Annotated in this window: 23 protein-coding genes and 2 tRNA genes; 18 read left to right on the top strand and 7 right to left on the bottom strand. The window is 67.5% G+C overall.

Annotated elements, in window-relative coordinates; genetic code table 11:
* The first annotated feature begins 22 nt into the window (after positions 1–22).
* From ACLJRL_RS26810 to ACLJRL_RS26785, 6 genes are all read left to right on the top strand, one after another.
* Positions 23–2110, top strand: coding sequence for an ATP-dependent DNA helicase UvrD2 (locus ACLJRL_RS26810; RefSeq protein WP_410659035.1), 2088 nt, complete (start codon positions 23–25; stop codon positions 2108–2110).
* Positions 2111–2327: 217 nt separating this feature from the next.
* Positions 2328–2594 (top strand): hypothetical protein, encoded by a 267-nt coding sequence (locus tag ACLJRL_RS26805; protein WP_410659034.1) that lies wholly within the window; start codon positions 2328–2330, stop codon positions 2592–2594.
* A gap of 166 nt (positions 2595–2760) precedes the next feature.
* Positions 2761–3144, top strand: a complete 384-nt coding sequence (locus ACLJRL_RS26800; RefSeq protein ID WP_410659033.1) for a WhiB family transcriptional regulator — start codon at positions 2761–2763, stop codon at positions 3142–3144.
* Positions 3141–3398, top strand: a complete 258-nt coding sequence (locus tag ACLJRL_RS26795; protein WP_410659032.1) for a hypothetical protein — start codon at positions 3141–3143, stop codon at positions 3396–3398. The genes ACLJRL_RS26800 and ACLJRL_RS26795 overlap by 4 nt, the downstream gene beginning before the upstream one ends.
* A gap of 104 nt (positions 3399–3502) precedes the next feature.
* Positions 3503–4372, top strand: coding sequence for a class I SAM-dependent methyltransferase (locus ACLJRL_RS26790; RefSeq protein ID WP_410659031.1), 870 nt, complete (start codon positions 3503–3505; stop codon positions 4370–4372).
* Positions 4369–4548 (top strand): hypothetical protein, encoded by a 180-nt coding sequence (locus ACLJRL_RS26785; protein WP_410659030.1) that lies wholly within the window; start codon positions 4369–4371, stop codon positions 4546–4548. Before ACLJRL_RS26790 ends, ACLJRL_RS26785 begins: the two co-directional genes overlap by 4 nt.
* 6 nt (positions 4549–4554) lie before the next feature.
* Here the strand turns inward: ACLJRL_RS26785 and ACLJRL_RS26780 are convergent, their stop codons facing one another.
* The 3 genes from ACLJRL_RS26780 to ACLJRL_RS26770 form a co-directional block, all read right to left on the bottom strand.
* Positions 4555–5469 carry a hypothetical protein gene (locus ACLJRL_RS26780; protein WP_410659065.1) on the bottom strand — a complete coding sequence of 305 codons (915 nt, stop codon included), beginning with the start codon at positions 5467–5469 and terminating at the stop codon, positions 4555–4557.
* A 142-nt stretch (positions 5470–5611) separates the two neighbouring features.
* Complete coding sequence (locus ACLJRL_RS26775; protein ID WP_410659029.1) at positions 5612–6952, bottom strand: ABC1 kinase family protein; 1341 nt, start codon at positions 6950–6952, stop codon at positions 5612–5614.
* A 77-nt stretch (positions 6953–7029) separates the two neighbouring features.
* On the bottom strand, positions 7030–8064 hold the full coding sequence (locus tag ACLJRL_RS26770; RefSeq protein ID WP_410659028.1) for a ThiF family adenylyltransferase: 1035 nt from the start codon (positions 8062–8064) through the stop codon (positions 7030–7032).
* A 163-nt stretch (positions 8065–8227) separates the two neighbouring features.
* Here ACLJRL_RS26770 and ACLJRL_RS26765 point away from each other — a divergent pair, with 163 nt between their 5' ends.
* Positions 8228–8791 carry a M48 family metallopeptidase gene (locus ACLJRL_RS26765; RefSeq protein ID WP_410659064.1) on the top strand — a complete coding sequence of 188 codons (564 nt, stop codon included), beginning with the start codon at positions 8228–8230 and terminating at the stop codon, positions 8789–8791.
* Between the two features lie 6 nt (positions 8792–8797).
* On the opposite strand, the gene ACLJRL_RS26760 is transcribed toward ACLJRL_RS26765, so the two are convergent.
* A complete protein-coding gene (locus ACLJRL_RS26760; RefSeq protein ID WP_410659027.1) occupies positions 8798–10165 on the bottom strand; it encodes a zinc-dependent metalloprotease in 1368 nt (455 codons plus the stop codon).
* 203 nt (positions 10166–10368) lie between these two features.
* Here ACLJRL_RS26760 and ACLJRL_RS26755 point away from each other — a divergent pair, with 203 nt between their 5' ends.
* On the top strand, positions 10369–11373 hold the full coding sequence (locus ACLJRL_RS26755) for a PDZ domain-containing protein (protein ID WP_410659063.1): 1005 nt from the start codon (positions 10369–10371) through the stop codon (positions 11371–11373).
* A gap of 125 nt (positions 11374–11498) precedes the next feature.
* On the opposite strand, the gene ACLJRL_RS26750 is transcribed toward ACLJRL_RS26755, so the two are convergent.
* Positions 11499–12047, bottom strand: a complete 549-nt coding sequence (locus ACLJRL_RS26750) for a PPA1309 family protein (protein ID WP_410659026.1) — start codon at positions 12045–12047, stop codon at positions 11499–11501.
* Between the two features lie 156 nt (positions 12048–12203).
* On the opposite strand from ACLJRL_RS26750, the gene ACLJRL_RS26745 reads away from it, so the two are divergent.
* Both ACLJRL_RS26745 and ACLJRL_RS26740 read left to right on the top strand, forming a co-directional pair.
* Positions 12204–15191 (top strand): UPF0182 family protein, encoded by a 2988-nt coding sequence (locus ACLJRL_RS26745; RefSeq protein WP_410659025.1) that lies wholly within the window; start codon positions 12204–12206, stop codon positions 15189–15191.
* A 67-nt stretch (positions 15192–15258) separates the two neighbouring features.
* Positions 15259–15332 (top strand) — tRNA-Met (locus tag ACLJRL_RS26740).
* 229 nt (positions 15333–15561) lie between these two features.
* Here ACLJRL_RS26740 and ACLJRL_RS26735 read toward each other — a convergent pair.
* Positions 15562–17019 (bottom strand): FAD-dependent monooxygenase, encoded by a 1458-nt coding sequence (locus ACLJRL_RS26735; protein ID WP_410659062.1) that lies wholly within the window; start codon positions 17017–17019, stop codon positions 15562–15564.
* A 93-nt stretch (positions 17020–17112) separates the two neighbouring features.
* Between ACLJRL_RS26735 and ACLJRL_RS26730 the strand changes: the two genes are divergently transcribed.
* From ACLJRL_RS26730 to ACLJRL_RS26695, 8 genes are all read left to right on the top strand, one after another.
* Entirely contained in the window at positions 17113–17706 is a 594-nt protein-coding gene (locus tag ACLJRL_RS26730; protein WP_410659024.1) for a TetR/AcrR family transcriptional regulator C-terminal domain-containing protein, read from the top strand.
* 83 nt (positions 17707–17789) lie between these two features.
* Positions 17790–17863 (top strand) — tRNA-Met (locus ACLJRL_RS26725).
* Positions 17864–18140: 277 nt separating this feature from the next.
* A complete protein-coding gene (locus ACLJRL_RS26720) occupies positions 18141–18641 on the top strand; it encodes a PadR family transcriptional regulator (RefSeq protein ID WP_410659023.1) in 501 nt (166 codons plus the stop codon).
* A 66-nt stretch (positions 18642–18707) separates the two neighbouring features.
* Positions 18708–19811, top strand: coding sequence for a peptide chain release factor 2 (gene prfB, locus ACLJRL_RS26715; protein ID WP_410659022.1), 1104 nt, complete (start codon positions 18708–18710; stop codon positions 19809–19811).
* Positions 19812–19946: 135 nt separating this feature from the next.
* Entirely contained in the window at positions 19947–20636 is a 690-nt protein-coding gene (gene ftsE, locus ACLJRL_RS26710) for a cell division ATP-binding protein FtsE (protein ID WP_005168409.1), read from the top strand.
* Between the two features lie 51 nt (positions 20637–20687).
* The gene (gene ftsX, locus ACLJRL_RS26705) at positions 20688–21581 is read left to right on the top strand and encodes a permease-like cell division protein FtsX (RefSeq protein WP_410659021.1); all 894 of its coding nucleotides are present in this window, start codon (positions 20688–20690) and stop codon (positions 21579–21581) included.
* A gap of 52 nt (positions 21582–21633) precedes the next feature.
* On the top strand, positions 21634–22116 hold the full coding sequence (gene smpB, locus ACLJRL_RS26700; RefSeq protein ID WP_410659020.1) for an SsrA-binding protein SmpB: 483 nt from the start codon (positions 21634–21636) through the stop codon (positions 22114–22116).
* A complete protein-coding gene (locus ACLJRL_RS26695) occupies positions 22113–23009 on the top strand; it encodes an amidohydrolase family protein (RefSeq protein ID WP_410659019.1) in 897 nt (298 codons plus the stop codon). Before smpB ends, ACLJRL_RS26695 begins: the two co-directional genes overlap by 4 nt.
* Here ACLJRL_RS26695 and ACLJRL_RS26690 read toward each other — a convergent pair.
* Complete coding sequence (locus tag ACLJRL_RS26690; RefSeq protein ID WP_410659018.1) at positions 22999–24324, bottom strand: acyltransferase family protein; 1326 nt, start codon at positions 24322–24324, stop codon at positions 22999–23001. The genes ACLJRL_RS26695 and ACLJRL_RS26690 overlap by 11 nt on opposite strands.
* Between the last annotated feature and the right edge of the window lie 41 nt (positions 24325–24365).

Raw genomic sequence — 24365 nt, 5'->3', positions numbered from 1 at the left:
CCCCTCTGCGAGGATCGGGGGCGTGGTTAGCGCATCGTCCCCGAAGAGTCGCCCAGGCCTGCTCGACGGGCTCGACCCCGAGCAACGGGCCGCCGCCTGCGCGCCGAGGGGGCCCGTGTGCGTCCTCGCGGGAGCAGGGACCGGCAAGACCCGGACGATCACCCACCGCATCGCTCACCTCGTCCGATCCGGGCATGTCGCCGCTGGTCAGGTCCTCGCGGTCACCTTCACGACGCGCGCCGCGGGCGAGATGCGCGCGCGCCTCCGCGGGCTGGGTGTGGACGCTGCCCAAGCGCTGACCTTCCACGCTGCTGCTCGCCGGCAGCTTCGATACTTCTGGCCCCGTGTGATCGGCGACCGGCCCTGGGATCTGCTCGACAACAAGTTCCGCTACGTCGGCCAGGCCGCGAACAAGGTCGGGCTCGGCAGCGAGACCGAACTCCTGCGGGACCTCGCCAGTGAGATCGAGTGGAGCAAGGCCTCTTTGGTATCGCCGGACGACTACCCGGCCGTCGCCGCGCGCACGCAGCGAGACACGCCGGCGCCCGCGGCGCAGGTCGCAGAGGTCTACCGCAACTACGAGAAGATCAAGACCGCCGCACAGGTCCTCGACTTCGACGACCTCCTCCTGCACACCACCGCGATTCTCGAGGAGCACACGGTGGTCGCCCAGGAGTTCCGCGACCGCTATCGCTGCTTCGTCGTCGACGAGTACCAGGACGTCACACCGCTGCAGCAGCGGCTGCTGGACGCTTGGCTCGGCGGCCGCGACGACCTGACCGTCGTGGGCGACGCCAACCAGACGATCTATTCGTTCGGTGGCGCGTCGCCCCGGCCGCTGCTCGAGTTCACGCGGAGGTTCCCGGAGGCGACGGTCGTTCGTCTCGAACGGGACTATCGGTCGACTCCGCAGGTCGTGGCGCTCGCCAACCAGGTGATCGGTGCTGCGCGCGGCCGTCCCGCGGGGTCGAGGCTGAAGCTCGTCGGGCAGCGTTCTCCGGGGCCGGAACCACGCTTCACCGAGTACGACGACGAGACCGCCGAGGCGGCCGCCGCCGCGCGCCGGATCCGTGAGCTTCTCGACGGCGGGGTGGCCGCCAGCGAGATCGCCGTGCTCTACCGCGTGAACGCGCAGTCCGAGGCATACGAGCAGGCACTGGCGGAGATGAACATCCCCTACCTGGTCCGCGGCGGCGAGCGGTTCTTCGCCAGGGCCGAGGTGCGTCAGGCCATGTCCGCCTTGCGGATGGCATCGACCGATGCCGACACCGGCGAGCTGGTGACCAGAGTGCGTTCCGTCCTCGCGAAGGTGGGGCTCACCGACCAGCCCCCGGCCGGCGGGGCGGCGAAGGAGCGGTGGGACGCGCTGCTTTCTCTCGTCGAACTGGCTGAGGAGCTGGCGTCCACCATCGAAGACGCGGACCTGCCGAGGTTCGTCGCGGAGCTCGAACAGCGCGCGGCCGCGCAGCACCCTCCGACCGTAGAGGGCATCACCTTGGCTTCGCTTCACGCGGCGAAGGGCCTCGAATGGGACGCCGTGTTCCTGGTGGGGCTCGCCGAGGGCACCATGCCGATCCTTCACGCCGACGGCGACGACGCGGCGATCGAAGAAGAGCGTCGTCTCTTCTATGTCGGCGTCACCCGCGCACGAGAGCACCTTTCGCTGTCGTGGGCTTTAGCCAGGACTTCGGGCAATCGCCGCAACCGGCGGCGCAGCCGGTTCCTCTACGGCCTGATCCCCGAAGACCACCCGGCGGCCAGGGTCGCCCGGTCACAGCAGCCGAAGCCCTCGGGGAACAAGGCGCGATGCCGGGTGTGCGGCGGTCCGCTGCTGGAGACCCTGGACATCAAGCTGGGCCGTTGCTCGCGCTGCCCGTCCAATGTGGATGAGAAGCTGCTCGAGAAGCTGAGGTCCTGGCGAGGCGAGCGTTCTCGCGAGCTCAAGGTGCCCGCGTTCGTCGTCTTCACGGACGCGACCTTGGTCGCCATCGCCGAACAGCGGCCGACCGATGACACAGCGTTGTGCGCCATCTCCGGGATCGGCGCGACGAAGCTCGAACGCTTCGGCGCGGAAGTTCTCAACGTCGTGCGTGCGTCGGTGGAGTCTTGACCGCGTTTCGGGCTTGATCCACGCGGCGAACCTGCTGCTCAGAGCCGATCTTCGTAGCTTCGACGGTTTTTCTGGAAAATAAGTTGCCCCGGTGTGGTCGGGGGCAATAACCTGCAGGTACCCGGGCAGGAAGAGCCCGGGCTGGGGAAGAACTTCTACAACACAGCGTAGACCGCGGGGCGGTGCGCGCGCGACAGCGAAAGGTGGTGCCGGTGAAATGACGATCACATTGATGCTCACGAACCCGGGCACCCGTCTGTCCTGCATCGCGGAAGTTTCGCAGGCTCAGCGCCAAGGCACCTTCATGCCCGTGAGCATCCTCGCCGCCCGCGGCCCTCAGCGCCTGAACCGGCGCTGGGCCACCGCCGACGAGACCTTCGCGCACGCCACCGCTTTCGGCGGCGGCTACTCGAAGGTTGCCGTCGATCTGCCGGTCATCAAGCAGTTCCGTGTTCCGTTGTCACCACGGGAGCGAAGTTCCTGACCTAGTCAGGACTCAAGGCTCACGAAGGCCGCGGAACCGGATACCGGTTCCGCGGCCTTCGTGTTTTTGCTGCACAAAACAAGTTGGCTGCACAACCTAAATGGGGTCAGCGTTGTCCAGTTCCACCGTCAGTTCGAAAACCGTTACGGGACAGAGGAGTGCACGTATGTCATCGGCCATAGCTTTCGCGCCGGGGGAGGCCCTGCCTTTCGCCGACGCCGGGGTTGTCGACCTGCTCGACGCCATCGACTCGCCTGAGTCGATGCTTCCTTGCCGTTCGGGCGACGCGGACCTTTGGTTCGCCGAGTCTCCGGCAGAACTCGAGCGGGCGAAGGCGTCCTGCGCGGACTGCCCGGTCCGTTCCGCCTGCCTCGCAGGTGCCCTCGCACGGCGTGAGCCGTGGGGCGTCTGGGGTGGCGAAATCTTCGAGCGCGGCGTTGTCGTTGCTCGGAAGCGGCCCCGTGGCCGCCCCCGCAAGAACCCGGTCGTCGAGCCCGCCATCGAGGCTCGTCCGGCCGCACGCAAGGTCGAGCGGAGCGCAGCCGCATGACCGTCGAACCCATCACCACCAGGGATTACGAGGCGCGAACGGGAAACCGCATTCTCGCGCAGGCCAAGTTGAACGACATCAAGGTCGAGGAGACCAGCGAAATGTTGCTTTATGAAGAACTGTCCAGAGCCCGAATACGAGACCTCGAAGAGGGAGTCCGCGCACAGCGGGCTCGAAGCGGCGCCCGAACAGTGCGCCGGTGGAACAGGGTCGCCCGCTGGGCGAACCGGCGAGCCGAGCGCGCTCAGGCCTGATCACTCGGGGGGAGCGGGGGACCTTTGCTATCGCGCGGCGATAGCAAAGGCCCCCCGCTCCTTTTTGGGGCGTGGTTCGGTGCGAGGTGGTGTTCACTGGACTGATGGCCGTACACACGCACGACGACATCGACTGGGCGGAGCGGCTTCGGTCGCTTCGCATGGCCGAGGCGCTCGACGCCGAGCCGACAAGGGCGGCCGCGCACCGGCTGCTGGAAGGTTTGCCCGACCGGCCGACCATTCTTGACGTCGGCTGCGGCGCGGGCGGGATGAGCGTGCTCTTCGCCGAGGAGCTCGCTTCGGCCGGCGCGAGGATCGTGCTGGTCGACGCGACAGAACCCCTGTTGGTCGAAGCGCACAGGGTGGTAACCGCGGCGGCGGGTGACAAGGCCGTGGTCGAGACGGTCCACGCCGACGTCGCCGACGGCGGGTTGCCCGAGAAGCTTCCCCCTGCGGACCTGGTCTGGGCGTCGCGCGTGGTGCACCACCTGCCCGACCAGCAGGCGGCACTCCACACCCTCGCCCGGCTCGCCCGCCCGGGTGGGCTGGTCGCCATCTCCGAGGGCGGGCTCGACTTCAACTGCCTTCCTTGGGACCTCGGTATCGGCCGTCCTGGGATCGAGGGGCGGTTGCTGGCCGCGCGCGGCGAGTGGTTCGCCGAAATGCGCGCCGGCATTCCCGGCGTTGTCCCGATGCCCTACGGCTGGAACACCGCACTCCGCCAGGCCGGTCTGGACGACGTCGATTCGTTCGGCGTGCTCATCCATCACCCCGCGCCCGGGTCCGAGTTGCTGCGCGAGTTCGTCGTCGAGCGGGTGCGATGGTTCGCCGACGTGGCAGGCGATCGCCTCACCCAAGACGATCGCGAAACCGCGGCTGCCGTGTTGGATCCGGCGAACCCCGCCTTCCTCGGCGCGCGCCAGGACCTGTTCCTGCTGGGCGTGAAGACAGTCCACTGTGGACGCCGGTCGTGAACGAGCAGGTGGGGTGTTCGTTGTGCGGCCGGATTCGCGGTGCCGACGAGGAGCCCACGCAGACGCTCGCCTGGGTTTCCACCCGGGAGAGGAACGTCGTGCGCTGGATGTGCCCGACCTGCGCTCGCCTCCATACCCGTGACATCGAGGGAAAACTCCCGGACGAGTACTGGTGAGCGCGGTCAGGCGGCGTTGTCGATCCGGCCGATCGTGCGGACCTTCGGCCGTGGCGTCCGGGCAGCCTCGCCGAACGCCCTGACGAGTTCGGCCGCCACCTCCATCGGGACCTTCCGCAACTGCTCGATGGTGCAGCGGACCAGGACCGTCCCTGTCGCGGTCAGTGCCAGCGGGTGGAAGTCCGAGGTGCCCTGCTTCGAGGCGCGGAATTGCCATGCAAGCCCGATGTCGTCCCACCAGGCGTCGGCCGCCCCGATGGGCCGCCCTCGCCGGTCGCAGATCGTCACGTTCCACGACGGCGTGGGCAGCGGGCACCCCTCGATGACCTTCTTCGCCAGTCCATGCGCGTACGTCACCTCGGGATCGACCTGGCGCAGAGCGGCGCGCACCGCGGCCGAACCTCGCCGGTTGCCCGCGTCGAGTTCGTCGTTGAGCTCCTCGATCGTGCACAGCCCCCAGTAGAGCGGCAGCGAGATCAGCTCGTCGATCCGCGCCGGATCCAGTTCCAGGCGGGCCAGGTCGAGCGCCGCGCGGGCAGCCGGAGCGAACGGGACACCGTCGATCAAGGTGGGCGGCGGCATCCGCGTGGTTCTTCGGGGGAGCATGCCGGGTTCCGCCGGCAGCCGTCGGTAGTCGGGGACCAGGAGATGGACCTCCCGCGTCACCGGACAGCTGACGCCACGCGCCCGCAACGCGTCGGCGCCCGTCACCACCGTGTCCGGTCCGAACCGGGCGACGGCGGCCTGCAACAGCTGGAGCCGGGTGGGCGCGGAATCGCGCAACAGGATCACACCCGGCATCAGCCTTCGCCAAGGACCACCGGGGCCGCAGAGCCTCGCGGCGTGACGTGCGGTCACGCCTGCTTGGCGAAGCTCGCGGCTGGTGATGATCCCGGATTCGCTGGTGTTACTGAGCGCCACAAGACGGGCGCTTCGTGTAGTGGCCATGAATCGAGGATGACCTTTGGGCCGTCTGGGTGGAACCGCTTCCGCAAAGTTGTGGACAACTCGCCCGGGCGGCCCCGAATTCGCCCCCGCCACCGCGTTCCCTGTGGATAACTTCTCAGGCCGCGAAGCCCGGTTGCCACCTTTCGACGATCGCCCGGGCGGGGATCTCCGCGTCGAGCTGGCACAGGATCCCGGTCGACCCGGCGGTCACCCGATGGATCATCAGGTACTCGGGCGGCAGGTTGAGCGAGCGGCCGATCCGGAAATCCCGGCCGCGGGTGTCGCCGACCCGTCCGGCCTGGCGCTGCATCCAGCGGCGGGTGAAGTGGAACGTCTCGCCCGCGAGTGGCTCGGTGAACGGCGCCAGGTAGGCGAGCACGTCGTCGGCCTGCAGATCCGCGTCCGCCCGGATGAAACCGGACTCGCGGAGCAGTCGCATCAGCCGGGAGGACTCACCGTCGAGCGCCAGCCTGGTCATCTCGCCCAGATGCTGCGGAATGCCCTCGGGTAGCCGGGACACGCCGCCGAAGTCGATCACGCACAGCCTGCCGTCGCCGGTCAGCATGAAGTTGCCTGGATGCGGGTCCGAATGCAGGAGGTGGGCCCGTTCCGGCGACGAGTAGTGGAACTCGGTGAGCAGGCTGCCGGCGCGGTCTCGCGCGTCCTTGTCGCCACCGGCGATGATCTTCGACAACGGTGTGCCGGTGACCCACTCCGTGACGATGACCTTCGGCGCACTGGCGACCACACGAGGGATCAGAAACCCGGGGACATCCTCGAAGGCCTTGACGAAGGCACGCTGATTCTGGGCTTCGGCCTGGTAGTCGAGCTCCTCGTTCATCCGGTCCGAGAGCTCGGCCAGCAGGGGTTTCACCTCGGTCCCCGGCACGAAGGCCTGGAAAAGCCTGCTGAATCGCTGGAGCTGGCGGAGGTCACTTCGAAGCGCGTCGTCCGCTCCGGGGTACTGGACCTTGACGGCGACTTCGCGGCCGTCATGCCAGGTCGCGCGATGGACCTGGCCGATGCTCGCGGCCGCCGCCGGTTCGTCGTCGAAGGCGCTGAACCGCTGCATCCAGGTGCGCCCCAGCTGCTCGGCGAGGACCCGGTGGGTCTGGCGAGTCGACATGGGCGGAGCCGCCGCCTGAAGCTTCGTCAGGGCTTCGCGATAGGGCTTCGCCATCTCGTCCGGGACAGCGGCCTCGAAGACACTGAGGGCCTGGCCGAACTTCATCGCGCCGCCCTTGAGGGTGCCGAGGACCTCGAAGAGCTGCTCCGCGGCCTTCGCGGACAGCGTCGCGCTGACCTCTTCGGCGCTCTGCCCGGTCAGTCGACGTCCCCAGCCTCCTACCGCGCGTCCCGCTATGCCGATCGGGAGGCTGGCCAGCTTCGCCGTTCGCGCCGCCCCTTTGCGGGGAATGGCGGTTTCTCGGTCTTCGGCGCTGCTGGAGTCGGTCACCTTCGCGATTCTGCCTTGATTCACCGCGTCCGCGCAGCCTGTTGAGGGCGTGCGTGTGGCCTACATCGCTCGCCGTATCAGTGCGCGCCGCAGCCGCATCCGGGATGCGGGGGCCAGTCGCGGTGGCGGATGGCGCCGTCGAAGAAGTCGATCTCCAGCGTGGCGTTCCACGCTGGCGGAGCCTGGTCGCTGGGTGACAGAAGCCGGAGCGCCTGCGCCGTGGCCAGCGCGGCGCAGGCGTGCACGGCGCCGAGATCCGGCCGCTGGACGCGTCCGGCGAGCTGGCTGGCCACTCGCGGCCAGCTCTCGTCGAGGCCGGCGCGGTGCAGGTCGGCGCAGCGCAGGCAGCTGCTGCGGCCGGGAACGACCAGCGGCCCGACGATGCCGACGCCGTCCCGCACGCGCACCGGCAGGTGACTGATGCCGTCGCGGACGAGTTCGCTGACCACTTCGGGTGCGGGCACCACGGCATCGGTGAGCAGCACGAGTTCCGGCTGGCGGTCGGCGTAGAGCCTGGTGGTCGACGTGTCCGCGTTCACCCGGCGCACCACCTGCGCCATCGCCTCGCGGCGGGGCATGCCGATCTCCGCCTCGGTGTAGCCCGAACCCAGGTCACGTTCCAGTACCTTGCCCGAGGCCCGGACGTCGATATGCCCGATTCCGGCGTTCGCGAGGAGCACCGCGATGGCCGCCGCCAGCCGGCCCTCACCGTGGATCGCCACCGCGGTGTGCCGGCGTCGTGTGGTCAGGGCGGCCTGGTGGTGGCGGGCGCGGAGCGACCACAGCCCCGTTTCGGGCCTGGGTCTCGGATGCCGCCGAGGCTCACCGGCGTCGGTCACGAGTCCGCAGGCTGTCAGCTCGGCCATGACCTCGCGAAGCTGTTCGTCGTGTTCGCTTTGCGCGAGCAAGATTTCGTCGACGGGCCGCTTCCCGTTCAGCCCGCGGATCGCGGCGACCACCTCGGCGGGCAGCCCGGTGATCATCACGGCATGGGTGGGATCCAGCCCGATCTGGATCTCGCCCTTCCCGCGTTCCAGCACATCAAGACCGGGAAGCAGGATCGGATAGGCGGGCAGGACGATCGACCGGAGGTCCGGTGCGCGAAGGTTCATGATCGCAGGATCGCACCGGCCCGCTAACCATCCGCTAAGAAGAACGCGAGTTATCCACAGGTGGGCCCCATTGTGGACAACTCGAGGCTGTGACCTTTCGGCTCTCGGAGTTGTCGGTGTCTGGCCTTACCGTGGTCGAGTGGTCGAAGCACGGACGCCCTCATTGAGGAGCCGGGACACGACGAATCCGTCGGACACTCCCGAACAGAAGGTCGAGGTACGGCGTAGCCAGCGCCGCCACCGGACCGTCACCGCGTACTGGGACGAGGACACCCTCGTCGTGCTGATCCCTGCCCGGATGACCCGGGCCGAGGAGAAGCACTGGGTAGCCGAGATGCAGCGCAAGCTACTGCGCAAAGGCCCGCGGCAAGCCTCGCCGCCGAAGGCCTCGGACGAGGCGCTGCTGGCGCGGTGCGCCGTCCTCTCGGCGAAATATCTGGACGGCAACGCGATACCCGCGAGTGTTCGCTGGGTGCCGCCGATGAGGACGAGGTGGGCGTCCTGCACACCGGTCGACGCGACGATCAGGGTGAGTGATCGCCTGCGTCGGGTGCCTGGCTGGGTGCTGGACTACGTCCTCGTGCACGAACTCGCGCATTTGAAGGAGCCAGGACACAACGCGGCGTTCTGGGAGCTGGTTCGCCGCTATCCCAAGACCGAGCGCGCCATCGGCTATCTGGAGGGCCTGTCCTCCGCCGCCGGATGGGGCATCGCGGCGGAGGACTGACGTGCCTCAGTTCTCTTCGTCGCCCTTGTCGCTGCCCTTGTCGTTCTCGGGCTGGTCCTTCTTGGCGCGCTCGGCGCGTTCGATCTCGGCGATCGGATCGATGCCGTCGAGGGTCGACTCGCCGTCGCCGAGGCGCTCGGCGAAGTCCAGTGGTTCGTCGAGGTCAGCGGCCGTCGGCATGAGGTCGGGGTGCGACCAGAGGCCGTCGCGCTTCTCGATGCCATGCTGGTCGCCGACCAGCTTCCACAGCGCGGAAGCCGCCCGCATCCGCCTCGGCCGGAGCTCGAGCCCGACCAGGGTGGCGAAGGTCTGCTCGGCGGGGCCACCCGTGGCGCGGCGGCGGCGCAGCGTTTCGCGCAGCGCGTCCGCACCCGGAAGGCGGTCTCCGATGGCTTCGGCGACCACGACGTCGACCCAGCCTTCGACCAGGGCGAGCAGGGTCTCGAGCCGGTTCAGCGCGGTCTTCTGCTCGTCGGTCGTCTTGGGCTCGAGCAGCCCCGAGGACATGGCCTCTTCGATGCTGGCCGGGTTCGCCGGGTCGATCTGCCCGGCGAGCTGCTCCAGCGCCGACGTGTCGACCGTGATGCCCTTGGCGAACTCCTCGACGGTGGCGAGCAGACGCTGCCGCAGCCAGGGCACGTGCGCGAACAGCCGCTGGTGGGCGGCCTCGCGCGCGGCGATGAAGACCAGCACCTCACTGGTCGGCAGCTCGAGGCCCTCGGTGAACTTCTCGATGTTCGCCGGCAGGAGCGCGGAGGTCGCCGCGGGGCCGAGCGGAAGGCCGACCTCGCTGGAGGTGAGCACTTCGGAAGCCAACTGAGCGAGAGCGTTGCCGAGCTGGGAGCCGAAGGCCATCCCGCCCATCTGCCCCATCATCGACAGCAGCGGGCCCGCGGCCTGCTTGGCCTCGTCGGGCAGTGCCTCGACCCAGGCGCCCGAGACCTGCTGGGCGACGGGGTCGCACAGGCGCTGCCAGGTGGGCAGGGTCTTCTCGACCCAATCGCGGGCGGACCACGCGACGGTCGTCGAAGCGCCGGCGGGCAGGATCGTGGCGGCGTCGAGCCACAGCTCGGCGAGGTGGGCGGCATCGCGTACGGCCGTGCCCGCGTCGCCGCCGGCCGACGAGAAGCCGAGCTTCACGTCGGCGCCGTCGCTGGAGCTGAGGTTCTGCAGCGCGATCTGTTTCGCCAGGTCATAGTTGACCGGCCCGGTCGAATTGCCGGCCTGGCTGAGCATCTGGCCCAGCTGGCTGAGCATCTGACCGAGCTGATTGAAGGCCTCGGCGCCGGAGGGCTGGCCGCCGGAGTCCGACGGTTCGTTCTCGCCTCGTTTGTCGGGATCGGGCGGTCCGAAGCCGAACGGGGGTTTGCTCATGGCACCACCGTACGCGGCTCCTGGGACCCGAAGCTCGTCAACTGGAGTGATGAGCGTGGCCTTCACCGAGAAGCGAACACCGTCACCGTACGCTGTCACGCGTGACAGAGCCCTCGGAGGAGACCACAGCAGCGCGGAGCCGTGCGGGGTCCGCGAGTGACCAGGACCGCTCTGAACGGAGGCTGACCCGACGGGGCTGGACGCTGCTGGTCAGCGGTGCTCTGTTCGTGGCCTTCGCGCTCGTCGGATTCTTCATCCCGGTGCCGTACGTGGCGATCAGTCCCGGCCCGACCTACGACACCCTCGGCAAGGACGCCGCCGGGCAACCGGTGATCCAGGTCAACGGGCACGAGATCTTCCAGACGTCCGGCGAACTACGGATGACGACGGTCTCGCTGCGCGACGGCGGGATCACCTTGTTCAACGCGCTCGGGCTGTGGGCGAGCGGCCGGTACGCGCTGGCGCCGCGCGAGGAGTACTTCAAACCGGGAGAGACCAACGAGCAGGTCCGGCAGGAGAACATCCAGCAGCTGCAGGATTCGCAGACCGCGGCCCAGGTCGCCGCGCTGCGCCGCAAGTTCCCGGTGAAGGTGCTCGCGAAGACCATCGTCTCCGGCAGCCCGGCCGACAAGGTGCTCGCGCCCGGTGACCGTCTTCAGGTCGTCAACGGGAAGACGGTCACGGAAGCGGCCGATGTGCGGGCCGCGCTGAACGGCACCAAACCCGGCCAGACCGTCCAGATCACCTTCAAGTCCGACGGGCAGGCCGAGCGCACCGTGCCGCTCACGCTCGCGCAGCGCCCCGACGGCCCGGAAGGCTTCATGGGGCTCACCGCGGTGGACCGCGCCGACGTCCCGTTCGACGTGAAGATCTCGCTGCAAGACGTCGGAGGCCCGTCGGCCGGTCTGATGTTCGCGCTCGCGATCGTGGACAAGATGGAAGATGGCGACCTCGCCGGAGGCAAGCACATCGCCGGAACGGGCGAGATCTCCGAGAAGGGTGTCGTCGGCGCGATCGGCGGTATCTCGTTCAAGGTGGTCGGCGCTCGCGAGGCCGGTGCGACCGACTTCCTCGTTCCCTCGCATAACTGCGCCGAAGCGAAGACAGCCGCGCCCGACGGCTTGAACCTGATCAAGGTCGCGACGCTGGACGAGGCGATCGCGCAGCTCGACAACCTCAAGGCGGGAAGGCCCACGGCCTCCTGCTGACCGCAGGGGGAGCAAGGGACCTTTGCTGCCGCCCGCGAGCCTGAAGAGAGCAAGGGACCTTTGCTATCGCCCGGCGCCTGTCCCGGGCCGGCGATAGCAAAGGTCCCTTGCTCTCGTTTTGCAGGTCAGGGCATCAGGGTCGCCCTCAGGGCTTCCAGCAGGTTGGGCGCCAGTTCAGGGTTCTCGATGATTTCGTCGACGGGGACGTCCCCGGCCTCGTCGGGCTGCCCCGCACCGCGAAGCCGCATGACGCAGGCCCCGCCACCGTCCCGCAGCACCGCGGCCACGAGCCGGGCTTCGGTGCGGCGCGGGTGGTCGGCGGCCGCTTGGCGCAGACGTTCGGCATCGGTCTCGGGCACGACCGGAAGCTCGGCCTCGGCGTCCGGCGGCAGCACGATGATCTCCTGCGAGAGCGCGCATCCGAGGACCAGATCCGGCCACGCGATCTGGGCCAGCGCCTCGCCGAGGTCGCCGTCGGGCAGCGGCTCCTGGGCGACCGGCGTCAGCGGGGCCGACGGGTCGAGCTGCCCTGCCAGCTCGGGCTGTTCGTCCAGCAGCGCCGCGGTCGGGACCAGCGCGAACAACTGCGGCGGCTGGTCCCACCCTCCGGAGGCGACGAACTCCTCGACTTCGCGGGCCAGGCCGGCCACGCCCTGCTGCTCACTCGGTGCCATTGCCCCATCGTTCCAGGCGGCCGGAACCGCGGTGTTCCGAGTCCGGTTTGGGCGGGTTCCGGGAACTTCTGACGGCATCCGTAGAGTTAGAGCATCAGGGGCCGCACGCGGTACGCGCGCCTCCGCGAAAAGTTCACCAAACCAGGAGCGTGTGCAGTGGCCACTCGGCCCCCTGTGAGCCTGCCGAAGCTGTCCCGGCGCAGCCGGATCCTGCTCATCATCGCCGCCGTCGTCATTCTGGCGCTCCTGCTGGGCGCGAGACTGCTGGACACCTACGTCGACTGGCTGTGGTTCGGCGAGGTCGATGCCCGATCGGTGTTCAGCACGGTGTTGATCACCAGGGTCGTCTTGTTCTTCGCCGTCGGCATCCTGGTGGGAGGTTCGCTGGCGATCAGTTTGATGATCGCGTATCGCAGCAGGCCCGTCTTCGTGCCGATCTCCGGCAACGACGATCCGCTCGCGCGTTACCGGTCCGCGATCGTCGGCCGGATCCGCCTGTTCGGCATCGGCATCCCAGTGCTGACAGGGCTCATCGCCGGTGCCTCCGCGCAGGGCGACTGGCAGGTCGTACAGCTGTTCCTCAACGGCACGCCGTTCGGCCAGACCGATCCCGAATTCGGCAACGACGTCGGCTTCTACGCCTTCGACCTGCCGTTCTACAACTGGCTCCTGGGCTGGCTGTTCATCGCGGTCGTCATCGCCTTCTTCGGCGCACTGATCTCGCATTACGTCTTCGGCGGCATCCGGCTCGCGGGCAAGGGCGGTCAGCTCGCCGGCCCGACGCGCGCCCAGCTCGCCATCACCATCGGCATCTTCGTGCTGCTGAAGGCGGTCGAGTACTTCTTCGACCGCTACAACCTGCTGCTGTCGGACCGTGGAGCGCCACTGTTCGTCGGTGCGACCTACACCGACCTGAACGCGGTTCTACCCGCGAAGCTGATCCTGCTGTGCATTTCGGTGATCTGCGCGGTCGCGTTCTTCGCCGGCGCGTTCCTGCGTAACCTGCAGCTGCCCGCGATCGCGCTGGTGCTGCTGATCCTGTCGAACGTGCTCGTCGGTGTCGCGTGGCCCGCGGTCCTCGACCAGTTCTCCGTGCGTCCCAACGCGAACGAGAAGGAATCCGCGTCGATCCAGCGCAACATGGACGCGACGCGCCAGGCGTTCGGCCTCACCAACGTCGAGTACAAGGACTACACAGGCAAGTCCGAGGCGACCTCGTCGGAGATCAAGCAGGACAAGGGGACCGTTCCCAACATTCGGCTCCTCGACCCGAACGTCCTCAGTGACACCTTCACCCAGCGCGTCGGCCGTGAGAACTTCTACGGCTTCCCGTCCAAGCTCGACGTCGACCGCTACACCCTCAACGGTGTCACGCAGGACTACATCGTCGCGGCCAAGGAGATCAAGACCGAAGGCCTCACCGGCAACCAGACGAACTGGATCAACAAGCACCTCGTCTACACGCACGGAAACGGGTTCGTCGCCGCGCCGGCCAACACGATCGACCGCGCGCTGAAGGACACCAACTCCGACGGCGGCTACCCGATCGCCACCACCAGCGACACCCAAGACCCGGACGGCGCCGGAGCGACCGACGCGAGCAAGCCGGGTATCAAGGTGGACGAGCCCCGCATCTACTACGGCGAGCTCGCGACCGACGCCGCGTACGCGATCGTCGGCGGCAAGGTCGGCGAGGCGCCCGGTGAGTACGACACCGCCGTCGACCGCGCCTACATCTACAAGGGCGCCGGCGGCGTGCCGATCGACAACTGGTTCAACCGGCTCGCCTTCGCCGCCGAGTACGGGGAGCGGAACATCCTGTTCTCCGACGCCATCGGCGACGGATCCAAGATCATGTACAACCGCGAGCCGCGGGATCGCGTCGCGAAGGTCGCCCCCTGGCTGACCCTCGACGGCGACCCGTACCCGGCGGTCGTCAACGGCAAGATCATCTGGATCGTCGACGGCTACACGACGATGAACAACTTCCCGTACGCCCAGCAGACCCAGCTCGGCCAGGCCACCAACGACTCGCTCAGCGGCACCACCCGCCAGACGAACGCCTCGATCAACTACATCCGTAACTCGGTCAAGGCCACCGTCGACGCGTTCGACGGCACCGTGAACCTGTACGGCGTCGAGGACAACGAGCCGGTGCTCAACGCTTGGAAGAAGGTTTTCCCGGGCCTGGTCAAGCCGAGCAGCGAGGTTTCTCCGGACCTGCGGTCGCACTTCCGCTACCCCGAAGACCTCTTCAAGGTGCAGCGGGAACTCCTGTCGAAGTACCACGTGAACAACCCGGCGGAGTTCTACGCCCAGCAGGCGTTCTGGAGTGTCCCGCAGGACCCGACGCAGGAAGGCGGCGTGAATGCCTCCGCGTCCGGCATCGCCAACCAGCCCGGCTACTACGTCCTGGCCACCGCGCCTGGCGACAACAAGTCGCGGTTCCAGCTCACCAGTTCGCTGACCGGTCTCCAGCGGCAGTACCTGGCGGCCTGGATGTCGGTGTCGTCGGATCCCGAGGATTACGGGAAAATGCGGGTCCTTCGACTACCGACCGGCGCCAGTGGTTCCACCCAGGTGGATGGTCCCGTCCAGGTCCAGAACAGATTCCAGAGTGACCCACGGGTCGCTCAGGACCGGACCCTGTTCAACAACCCGAACGTCACCGTCATCTACGGAAACCTGATCACGCTGCCCGTCGCCAACGGATTCCTCTATGTGGAACCGGTCTACATCCGGCAACGGAACCAGCTCAGCTATCCGCAGCTGGCCCGTGTCCTGGTCTCCTACGGCACCAAGATCGGCTTCGCGCCCACCCTGAACGAGGCCCTCGACCAGGTCTTCGGCGCGGGCACGGGTTCCGGTGTCACGCCACCTCAGACCGGTGGCACGCCCGGACCCACGACACCGGTGCCGCCGGGAACCACCCCGCCGGCCGCCGGCGCCAACCCGGCACTCGACAAGGCCGCGGGCGAAATGCACGACGCTTGGGCCAAGTACAAGGCCGCCCAGCAGGCAGGCAACTACGCGGACCAGGGTGCGGCCCTCGCCTCGCTCGACGCCGCGTACAGGGCCTACGAGGCAGCCAAGGCGACGCCGCCGGCCGCCACGCCGCCGGCCACCGGCCAGCCCGGAGGGTGACGTCGCTAACCAAAAGGGCACCTGCTTTGCGCCTGCTCGAAGCGCAGGCGTAAGGTAGGTGTCACGGCGCGGGGTGGAGCAGCTCGGTAGCTCGCTGGGCTCATAACCCAGAGGTCGCAGGTTCAAATCCTGTCCCCGCTACAAAGGTCAGAGGGCCGGTCATTCGCAGAAGACGCGAATGACCGGCCCTCTTTCGTATTTCGCCCCGGAGGTCAAACCCCTGGGAACTCCTTCGTGAGTTGCGTTGGCGTGGTGAGTGCCGTTTTCGTGGGTCTGGGGCTTCGCCTTGCCTTCGGTGCGTGCGTGGGCCTGTAGACGATCAGGGCGGTAGCAAGGGACCTTTGCTACCGCCGGGAGCGGGGGACCTTTGCTACCGCGTGGGGGTGGCGGTGGAGGCCAGCCAGCAGGCGTAGCCGTCGGGGCGGTACAGGACCGCTTCGACCGAGGGCCAGGGCAGGGCGGTGACGAGTTGGGTCGTCAAGTGCGGCGACCAGGATTCGGCGGCCTCGATGTGGGCCGGTGTCGTCGTCAGGAGGACGAAGTCGCCTGTACGGAACAGCGTGCTCGGGCGGAGTGGGCCGGCTTCGGTGGCGACGTCCTGGTCGGTCAGGCGCGAACCCAGCACGGGGTGTCCGGTGCCGTAGGTGGCGTAGCGGACTCCGAGACCGGACACCATGCCCGCGAGGTGCCGGTTCACGTCGGGAAACGCGACGAGGTCGGTGAAGACGGCACGCAGGGCGCGAGATTCGGCGGACCGCGGAGTCAGGCCCAGCTGAGCGGCGACGTTGTGCAGCACCTGCGCGCCGATAGGGTGCCGTTCGGCCTCGTAGGTGTCGAGCAGTTCGTCACCGGCCCAGCCTCGCACGGTCGCGGCCAGCTTCCAGCCCAGGTTCATCGCGTCCTGTACGCCGAGGTTCAGCCCCTGCCCGCCGGCGGGGAAATGGATGTGCGCGGCATCTCCGGCCAGCAGGACCCTCCCGTCGCGGTAGTGCGTGGCCTGCCTCGCGGCATCGGAAAACCTTGACGCCCAGCGGATTTCCGACACCGTCGCGGTGTCGCCGTACAGGTCGTGCAGCATCCCCCGGACTTCGTCGAGGGGGACCGCGGACCGCATGTCCGCAGGCCGGGAGGCTCTGTCGCCGTATATGAAGCGGTAAAGACCCGGCTCTCCCAACGGAATCAGGCCTTTGAAGGTCGTTTCACCGGTCGGTTCGCCGACGTTCCGCATCGTTCGCCACTGCTTTTGCGCACCGTCAGGGACGTTGTCGAACAGGACGTCCGCGACCACGCCGAAACCTTCACCGTCCACACCGGGAAAGTCCACGTTCAGCCCTTTGCGTACAACGCTTCGCGAGCCGTCGCAGCCGACAAGAAACTTCGCGTTCAGTCGCGTCTCGCCGACTTCTGTTCGGCACCGAACACTCACAAAGTCTTTGCCCTGCACGAAATCGATTACTTCGTGTCCGTGCAGCACCTTTGTTCCTTGTGCGGCAAGCCGTTCCTCCAGGAAGCCCTCGACCTCTGCCTGCGGAATCCCCAGCTGAAAAGGGAATCGAGTGTCCCAACCGTCGTAGACGACCGGGATCATCGCGAAATGCCCGTCTTCGACCGTCGCGTACGAACGCTCCTCGGCGCCGTCCAGAAGTCCGCGCAGCTCCAGCATTTCCGAGGTGCGCGGCTGGAGGTTCAGCGCCTTCGACAGTCCCGTCCGTTCGGAAAGCCGTTCCAGTACCACCACATCGACGCCGGCGAGCACGAGTTCGTTCGCGAGCATCAGCCCGGTCGGCCCCGCGCCGACCACGATGACGTCCGTCCCCAGGTTGTCCATACCACTCCTTAACGGCGTTAAATTGACTGCGGCCCAGCGTGCCCTTAACATCGTTAAATTGTCAAGGCGGCACTGTGGGAAAGAGGGTCAAAAGTGGGTCTGACCAGGCCGGACATCGTTCGGGCCGGGCTTCGGCTACTCAACGACGTCGGGCTCAACGGGCTCACGCTCCGCCTGATCGCACAGGAACTGGGGGTCAAAGCGCCGGCGCTTTACTGGCATATGAAGAACAAGCAGGAGCTGCTCGACGAGATGGCGACGCAGATGTACGCCGACGCCATGCCCGGTCGTACGCCGGAAGGCATGGGGGAGCGGGAGTCGCTCGAGCAGGCGGCGAACGCGTTGCGCCGGATGATGCTGGCCTATCGCGACGGCGCGAAGGTCTTCTCAGGGACTTATCTGACCGACGACACCCTGCTCGGCGACAACGTCTTCCAGGGACGTGTCGACGCGGGCCTCGAGCCCTACCTGGCCGGACGCGCCCTGTTCACCGTTTACAGCTATGTCGTCGGCTTCGTCATCGAAGAACAGGCCGTCTACCCGTTTCCAGGCGAACGGGACCCGCGCTATGACGTGGTACCGACTGTCTGGGTGTTCGACGAGGACGTCGAGGGCAGATTCAGTGATGGCTTGTCCATGGTGCTCCACGGTGTCTTCGCCTGGCTGGATGGCAAAGATTCGACATAAAGCCAGGTCAACGGGGCGTCTGACCGTTAAGGGGACCCCCCTGAAACGGGGTTTCGCCCCCATGTAATCTATTAACACAACGACGCGGGGTGGAGCAGCTCGGTAGCTCGCTGGGCTCATAACCCAGAGGTCGCAGGTTCAAATCCTGTCCCCGCTACAGAGAAAATGAGGCGCGTGTCTGCGGAAATCGCAGGCACGCGCTTCTTTCGTTTCCGGTTCGGGGCCGTGTGCCCTCCGGGGCGATCTCCCGCCGGCGTTGGGCGGGGCGGGGGACACATACCGCTGTATGGGGCGGGAGCCGGTTGCGTAGCGTGTTCGGTCCATTGTGGACAGGTGTAGTCCGTTGGGCCGAATGAGCGCATATCACTAGCCACAATGGACAGCCGTGCTGACCACAGTGGACACAGGTACCGAAAAGTGGGACCGTAGGGGGCGTGTCCGAATTGAATGCAACAGCCGCCGCACTGCTCGGTCTGCTTCACGACGGTCCCGCCACGGGTGGGCAACTGGTCGCGGGAGCGGGTGAGCGTTTCGGCGCCTTCTTCAGCGTGACCCGCAGCCAGGTGTACCGGGAGCTCCCCGCCTTGTCCAAGGAGGGCCTCGTCCGCCTCGGCAAGCAGGGGCCGCGGTCGAGTCAGCAGTACCTCATCACCGCGGCGGGCAAGAAGGCGTTCAAGACGTGGCTGTCCTCCGAAGCCGGTCCTGACCACCTCCGCAGCCCGCTGATCCTGCGTCTCGTGCACGCCGGTTCGCTGACCGTGAAGCAGCGCGCGAGCCTGCTCGAGTCGGCGCGCGCCAGCTACACGTTGCAGCTCGACGGGGCCAAGGCCGCCACCAAGGGCGCCGATGGCCCGTATGCCAAGGCAGTCGCCGAGTTCGCTCAGGCCCAGGCCAAAGCGGCGCTGAAACTGCTGGATTCCATCCCCCAGTCCTGACCTGGACAGGCGCCCACGACCGGTTCGCCGCAACCGGTCGTGGGTTTTGCCGTAACCTTGTTCGACGTGAGTGATGAGTTCGATGCGGCCCTGAAGGACCTGACCGGCAAGCTGACGCAGATCGAGTCGGTGATGGACCTGGATGCGCTGCGTGCCCAGGTGGCCGAGCTGGAGGAACAGGCCTCCAGTCCGAACCTCTGGGACGACCCCGAAGCGGCGCAGAAGGTCACCAGCCAGTTGTCTCACCGGCAGAGTGAACTGCGACGCATCTCCGAGCTGCGTCAGCGGCTCGACGATCTGGGCGTCCTCTATGAGCTCGCTGAGGCCGAGGGTGACTCCGCCAGCATGGCCGAGTCCGAGACGGAGCTCTCCGCGCTTTCGAAGGACGTCGACGCCCTCGAGGTCCGGACGCTGCTTTCGGGTGAGTACGACCAGCGGAACGCCGTGGTCACCATTCGCTCCGAAGCCGGCGGCGTCGACGCGGCCGACTGGGCCGAGATGCTGCTCCGGATGTACCTGCGCTGGGCGGAGCGGCACGGCTACCCGACGGACGTCTACGACATCTCCTACGCCGAAGAGGCGGGCATCAAGTCCGCGACGTTCAAGGTGACCGCCCCCTACGTCTACGGCACGCTCTCGGTCGAACAGGGCACGCATCGGCTGGTGCGCATCTCGCCGTTCGACAACCAGAGCCGTCGCCAGACCTCCTTCGCGCACGTCGAGGTGATGCCCGAGGTCGAGGAGGTCGACCACGTCGACATCCCCGAGAAGGACATCCGCGTCGACGTGTACCGCTCGTCCGGCCCCGGCGGCCAGAGCGTCAACACGACCGACTCGGCGGTGCGGATCACGCACATCCCGACCGGCGTGGTCGTGTCGTGCCAGAACGAGAAGTCGCAGCTGCAGAACAAGGCGGCCGCGATGAAGGTCCTCCAGGCCCGGCTGCTGCTGCGGAAGAAGGAAGAGGAGCGCGCCGAGATGGACGCGCTCAAGGACGGCGGCTCCAGCTGGGGCAACCAGATGCGCTCCTACGTGCTGCACCCGTACCAGATGGTCAAGGACCTGCGGACCGAGTTCGAGGTCGGTAACCCGTCCTCGGTGCTCGACGGCGAGATCGACGGTTTCCTCGAGGCAGGCGTCCGGTGGCGCAAGCAGTCCGGAGCCGCGTAACAACCCTGAGTAAGAGAGCAAGGGACCTTTGCTGTCACTTTCCGGAAGAGAGTGACAGCAAAGGTCCCTTGCTCGCTTGGCCGCCGGGACCGGGCTACCCGGGCTTAACGGGTGGCATGGGTAGTATGCCGAACCGTGATCCGGCTCGAAGAGGTTTCCAAGGTCTACAAGACCTCGACCCGTCCCGCCCTCGAAAGGGTGTCGGTCGAGATCGACAAAGGTGAGTTCGTCTTCCTGATCGGTCCTTCGGGATCCGGGAAGTCGACCTTCCTGCGTCTCCTGCTGCGCGAAGAGGTGCCGAGCAAGGGCCGCGTGATGGTCTCCAACTTCGACGTCGCCAAGCTGGCCCGCCGCCGGGTGCCGCGCCTGCGGCAGACGATCGGCTGCGTCTTCCAGGACTTCCGTCTGCTGTCGAACAAGACCGTCGCCGAGAATGTCGCCTTCGCGCTCGAAGTCATCGGCAAGCCGCGCCCCACGATCCGCAAGGTCGTCCCCGAGGTGCTCGAACTCGTCGGCCTCGACGGCAAGGCCGACCGGCTCCCCAACGAACTCTCCGGTGGTGAGCAGCAGCGCGTCGCGATCGCCCGCGCTTTCGTGAACCGCCCGCTCGTCCTGCTCGCCGACGAGCCGACCGGCAACCTGGACCCCGACACCAGTCAGGACATCATGTTGCTGCTGGAGCGGATCAACCGCACCGGCACGACGGTGCTGATGGCCACCCACGACCATTCGATCGTGGACTCGATGCGGCGCAGGGTCGTCGAGCTGCAGCTCGGCAAGGTCATCCGTGACGACGCCCGAGGCGTCTACGGCATCGGCCGCTGACCGGCCCCGCCCTCCTCCGTTACCCACGACTTCCAAGGGACATCAACCCCGATGCGCGCCAGTTTCGTCTTCAGCGAGGTAGTCACCGGCTTGCGCCGGAACGTCACGATGACCATCGCGATGATCCTCACCACCGCGGTCTCGCTCGCCATGCTCGGCATCGGTCTGCTGGCCGTCGGCACGATCGACAAGATGAAGGCCAACTTCCTCTCCGACGTCGAGGTGTCGGTCTACCTGGTCAACGACATCAGCTCGGGGGACCCGAACTGTTCGCAGTCCGCCTGCCAGTCGCTGCGCCAGGACCTGCAGGGCAACGACGGCGTCGAGTCGGTCGTCTACGAGAACCGTGAGCAGTCCTACGAGCGGTTCAAGAAGATGTTCGAGAGCCAGCCGGAACTTCTCGCGCTGACGTCGCCGGAGGCGCTTCCCGCGTCGCTGCACGTCAAGCTGAAGAACCCTGAGCGCAGCCAGGCGATCATCCAGGAGTACACCGGCAAACCCGGCGTCAGCAAGGTCGACGACCAGCAGAAGGCACTGGACCGCGTGTTCAACGCCCTCAACGCCGTCCGGAACCTCGCCTTCGGCGCCGCGGTGATCATGGCGATGGCCGCGCTGCTGCTGATCGCCAACACGATCCAGGTGTCGGCGTTCACCCGGCGCACCGAGGTCGGCATCATGCGCCTGGTCGGCGCGACCCGCTGGTACACGCAGCTGCCGTTCCTCTTGGAGGCGGTGGTCGCCGGCCTTGTCGGTGCGCTCATCGGCATCGTCTTCCTGGTCCTGACCAAGGCCTTCTTGCTCGACCTCGTGCTCACCGGTGACGTGTTCCCGGCGATCAGCACGCTCGAATTGCTGTTCCCGGTCGCACCGATCCTGCTGGCCGTCTCGACGGTCATCTCGGCCATCACCGGCTACGTGACGCTCCGGCTGTACGTGCGTCACTAGCTGCACCGATAACCACCTGCTCACGCACAGAAACTCACGTAGAGTCGCCGCTATGCCCAAAGAACGTGGTCACAAGGTGATCGTGTCGAACCGCAAGGCTCGGCACGATTACTCCATCCTCGATACCTACGAAGCCGGTCTGGTGCTCGTCGGTACCGAGGTGAAGAGCCTGCGTGAAGGAAGGGCATCACTGGCCGACGCGTTCGCCACGGTCGACGACGGCGAGGTCTGGCTGCGCAACGTGCACATCCCGGAGTACGTGCAGGGCACGTGGACGAACCACACGCCGCGCCGCACCCGGAAGCTGTTGCTGCACCGCCAGGAGATCGAGCGGCTCATCGGCAAGACCAAGGAGAGCGGCCTGTCCCTGGTGCCGCTTTCGATGTACTTCAAGGACGGCAAGGTCAAGGTCGAGATCGCGCTGGCCAAGGGTAAGAAGTCCTTCGACAAGCGTCAGGACATCGCCAAGCGGGACGCGGACCGCACCATCAGCCGGGCCATGGGCCGGGCGCTGAAGGGCCGGTACAGCGAGTGATCCATGGGCCCGCGTCGGACACCGAGATCCCGGACTGGATCTCGTCGCTGGGCATCGACGGGCTCGTGGACATCCACCTGCACTTCCTGCCGAAGCCGGTCATGGACAAGGTGTGGGCCTATTTCGACCAGGCCGAGGAGCACTACGGCATGGCCTGGCCGGTGTACTACCGCACTTCGGAAGAGGAGCGGATCGAAACCCTGCGTTCGTTCGGTGTGCGCAAGTTCGCGCCGCTGGTCTATCCGCACAAGCCCGGTATGGCCGAATGGCTGACGACGTGGGCGCTGGAGTTCGCGGAGCGGGTCCCGGACGCCGTCCCGACGGGGACGTTCTATCCTGAGCCGTCGGCGCTGTCCGTTGTGGACGGAGCCCTGCGCGCGGGTGCCCGCTGCTTCAAGGCACACGTCCAGGTCGGCGCCTACGACCCGCGTGACGAGTACCTGGACGGTGTCTGGGGCGCGCTCGCCGACGCGGGTGTGCCGGTGGTCGTCCACTGTGGACACGGGCCGCTCCCGGGCGCCTATACCGGGCTGCGGCTGTTCGAAGAGATCCTCGTGCGGCACCCGAATCTGACCTTGGTGCTCGCCCACGCCGGGATGCCGGAGATCGACTTCGCGTTCGAGCTGGCGCGGAAGTATCCGCGGGTGCATCTCGACACCACGATGGTCGGCGTCGAGTTCTCGCTGCGAGGCAACCCGCTCCCGCCGGACTGGGCGGATCTGCTGGCGGAGTTCTCCGATCGCATCGTGCTCGGCACCGACTTCCCCAACATCCCGTACTCCTACGCCACGCAGCTGCAGGCGATCGCCGGCTGGGCAGCCGACGATCGCCTGGGTGAGCCGTTCCTGCGGGCGGTGCTGCACGACACCCCCGCGAAACTGCTCAGCGTTTGAGCTGCGCCACCTCGACGACCGAGACGGCGCGGCCGAGCAGCCGCGTCCCGACGTCCGCGACCGCGATCTGCTTGCCCGCCAGGAAGTAACCGGCCATCGCCAGCGCCACCCACGGTGCCGGGCCTTGGGTGAGCCCGTCGCTCAGCGGGGCGAAGCCGTGCGCGGCCAGCCCCAGCAGCCCACCGGAGATCAGCAGGCCGGCCAGGACGAGCTGAGGCGTGTGCGCGGTGGGCGCCGGGCCGGAGCCTTGCATCTCGAAGCGGTCGAAGAGCCGCAGCAGGCCGACGAGCACCAGACCGCAGACACCGAGCCAGGCGGGGACCATCGTCAGCCACAGCACGGAACCCGGTTCGGGGGTCTCGTAGCCCAGGCCGTAGACCGCGACACCGGAGACGACGATCAGCGCCGGCATGTGCCACAGGTAGACGCTCATGAACCGCGGGCCGATCCAGCGCAGTGCGGTGTCGAGGTTCGGGCGGGCGGCCAAGGCGTTCAGCTGCGGCCTGAAGGCCAGCAAGAGGCCGATCTGGCCGATCGCGAGGAAGGCCAGCAGCACGGTCGGCGGGCTCATGTTCGACACCGGCGCGCCGGGCATACCGATCATGCTGGCCGGGTACGGGCCGAAGGCGACCATCAGCGCGGTGATGCCGAAGCCCGCGGCGGACATGCCGAGTGCGGCGCCGCGGCCGAGTGAGTTGAGCCGTCCCTGGGTGTAGTGGAAACCGAGCTGGTGCACCGCGACCCAGACGAAGACGGCGTTCGCGAAACCGATCAGGCCGAGGTCGTTGAAGCGGGCGACGTCGACGAGGACGGCGGCGGCCAGCATCGCGAGCGGGACCTTGAGGCCCCAGCGGCGGTGCGCGGCGGCCATCATCGGGGTGAGCAGCACGGTGAGCACGTACACGGCCAGGAACCACAGCAGCTGCGCGGCGATCGCGCCGCCGACCTGCAGCGGCTGCTCCGGGATGCCCATGCCGCGCAGGATGTCCGGGACGAAGAGCCAGACGCCCACGAGCGGGAGCACCGGCACCATCAGGCGCTTGAGCCGGGCCGCGAGCCAGGCGCGGGAACTCGTCGCGCGGCCGAGCGAGATCAGGTTCGCGGCGCCACCGGCGAAGAAGACCAGGGGCATCACTTGAGAGGCCCAGGTGATGACCCACCAACCGGGCGTCGCGAGCGCGTTGCCCGTGGAGAGGTGGCCGTCGGCGTACGACAGCACCGGCATGCCCCAGTGCTGGACGACGACCGCGAGGATCGCGACCGCTCGGACGATGTCGAGGAACCGGTCCCGGCCCTGTTTCTGGCTCGTGTGCATGTCGAGAAGCCTGGTGCTTCACGACCGCGGAAACAGCGGTG

This window comes from Amycolatopsis sp. lyj-112 (assembly GCF_046549055.1).
In the GTDB taxonomy this organism is placed as follows: Bacteria; Actinomycetota; Actinomycetes; order Mycobacteriales; family Pseudonocardiaceae; genus Amycolatopsis.
The sequence above is the reverse complement of the archived record's forward strand: the minus strand, read 5'-3'. Positions and strand labels throughout refer to the sequence as shown.

What these genes read in the sequence shown, in the direction of transcription:
- ACLJRL_RS26760 (WP_410659027.1), bottom strand. Translation starts at nt 10,165, where the DNA reads ATGAGCAAACCCCCGTTCGGCTTCGGACCGCCCGATCCCGACAAACGA.
- smpB (WP_410659020.1), top strand. Translation starts at nt 21,634, where the DNA reads ATGCCCAAAGAACGTGGTCACAAGGTGATCGTGTCGAACCGCAAGGCT.
- ACLJRL_RS26770 (WP_410659028.1), bottom strand. Translation starts at nt 8,064, where the DNA reads ATGAACCTTCGCGCACCGGACCTCCGGTCGATCGTCCTGCCCGCCTAT.
- ACLJRL_RS26690 (WP_410659018.1), bottom strand. Translation starts at nt 24,324, where the DNA reads ATGCACACGAGCCAGAAACAGGGCCGGGACCGGTTCCTCGACATCGTC.
- ACLJRL_RS26735 (WP_410659062.1), bottom strand. Translation starts at nt 17,019, where the DNA reads ATGGACAACCTGGGGACGGACGTCATCGTGGTCGGCGCGGGGCCGACC.
- ACLJRL_RS26750 (WP_410659026.1), bottom strand. Translation starts at nt 12,047, where the DNA reads ATGGCACCGAGTGAGCAGCAGGGCGTGGCCGGCCTGGCCCGCGAAGTC.
- ACLJRL_RS26805 (WP_410659034.1), top strand. Translation starts at nt 2,328, where the DNA reads ATGACGATCACATTGATGCTCACGAACCCGGGCACCCGTCTGTCCTGC.
- ACLJRL_RS26795 (WP_410659032.1), top strand. Translation starts at nt 3,141, where the DNA reads ATGACCGTCGAACCCATCACCACCAGGGATTACGAGGCGCGAACGGGA.
- ftsX (WP_410659021.1), top strand. Translation starts at nt 20,688, where the DNA reads ATGCGCGCCAGTTTCGTCTTCAGCGAGGTAGTCACCGGCTTGCGCCGG.
- ACLJRL_RS26800 (WP_410659033.1), top strand. Translation starts at nt 2,761, where the DNA reads ATGTCATCGGCCATAGCTTTCGCGCCGGGGGAGGCCCTGCCTTTCGCC.
- ACLJRL_RS26790 (WP_410659031.1), top strand. Translation starts at nt 3,503, where the DNA reads ATGGCCGTACACACGCACGACGACATCGACTGGGCGGAGCGGCTTCGG.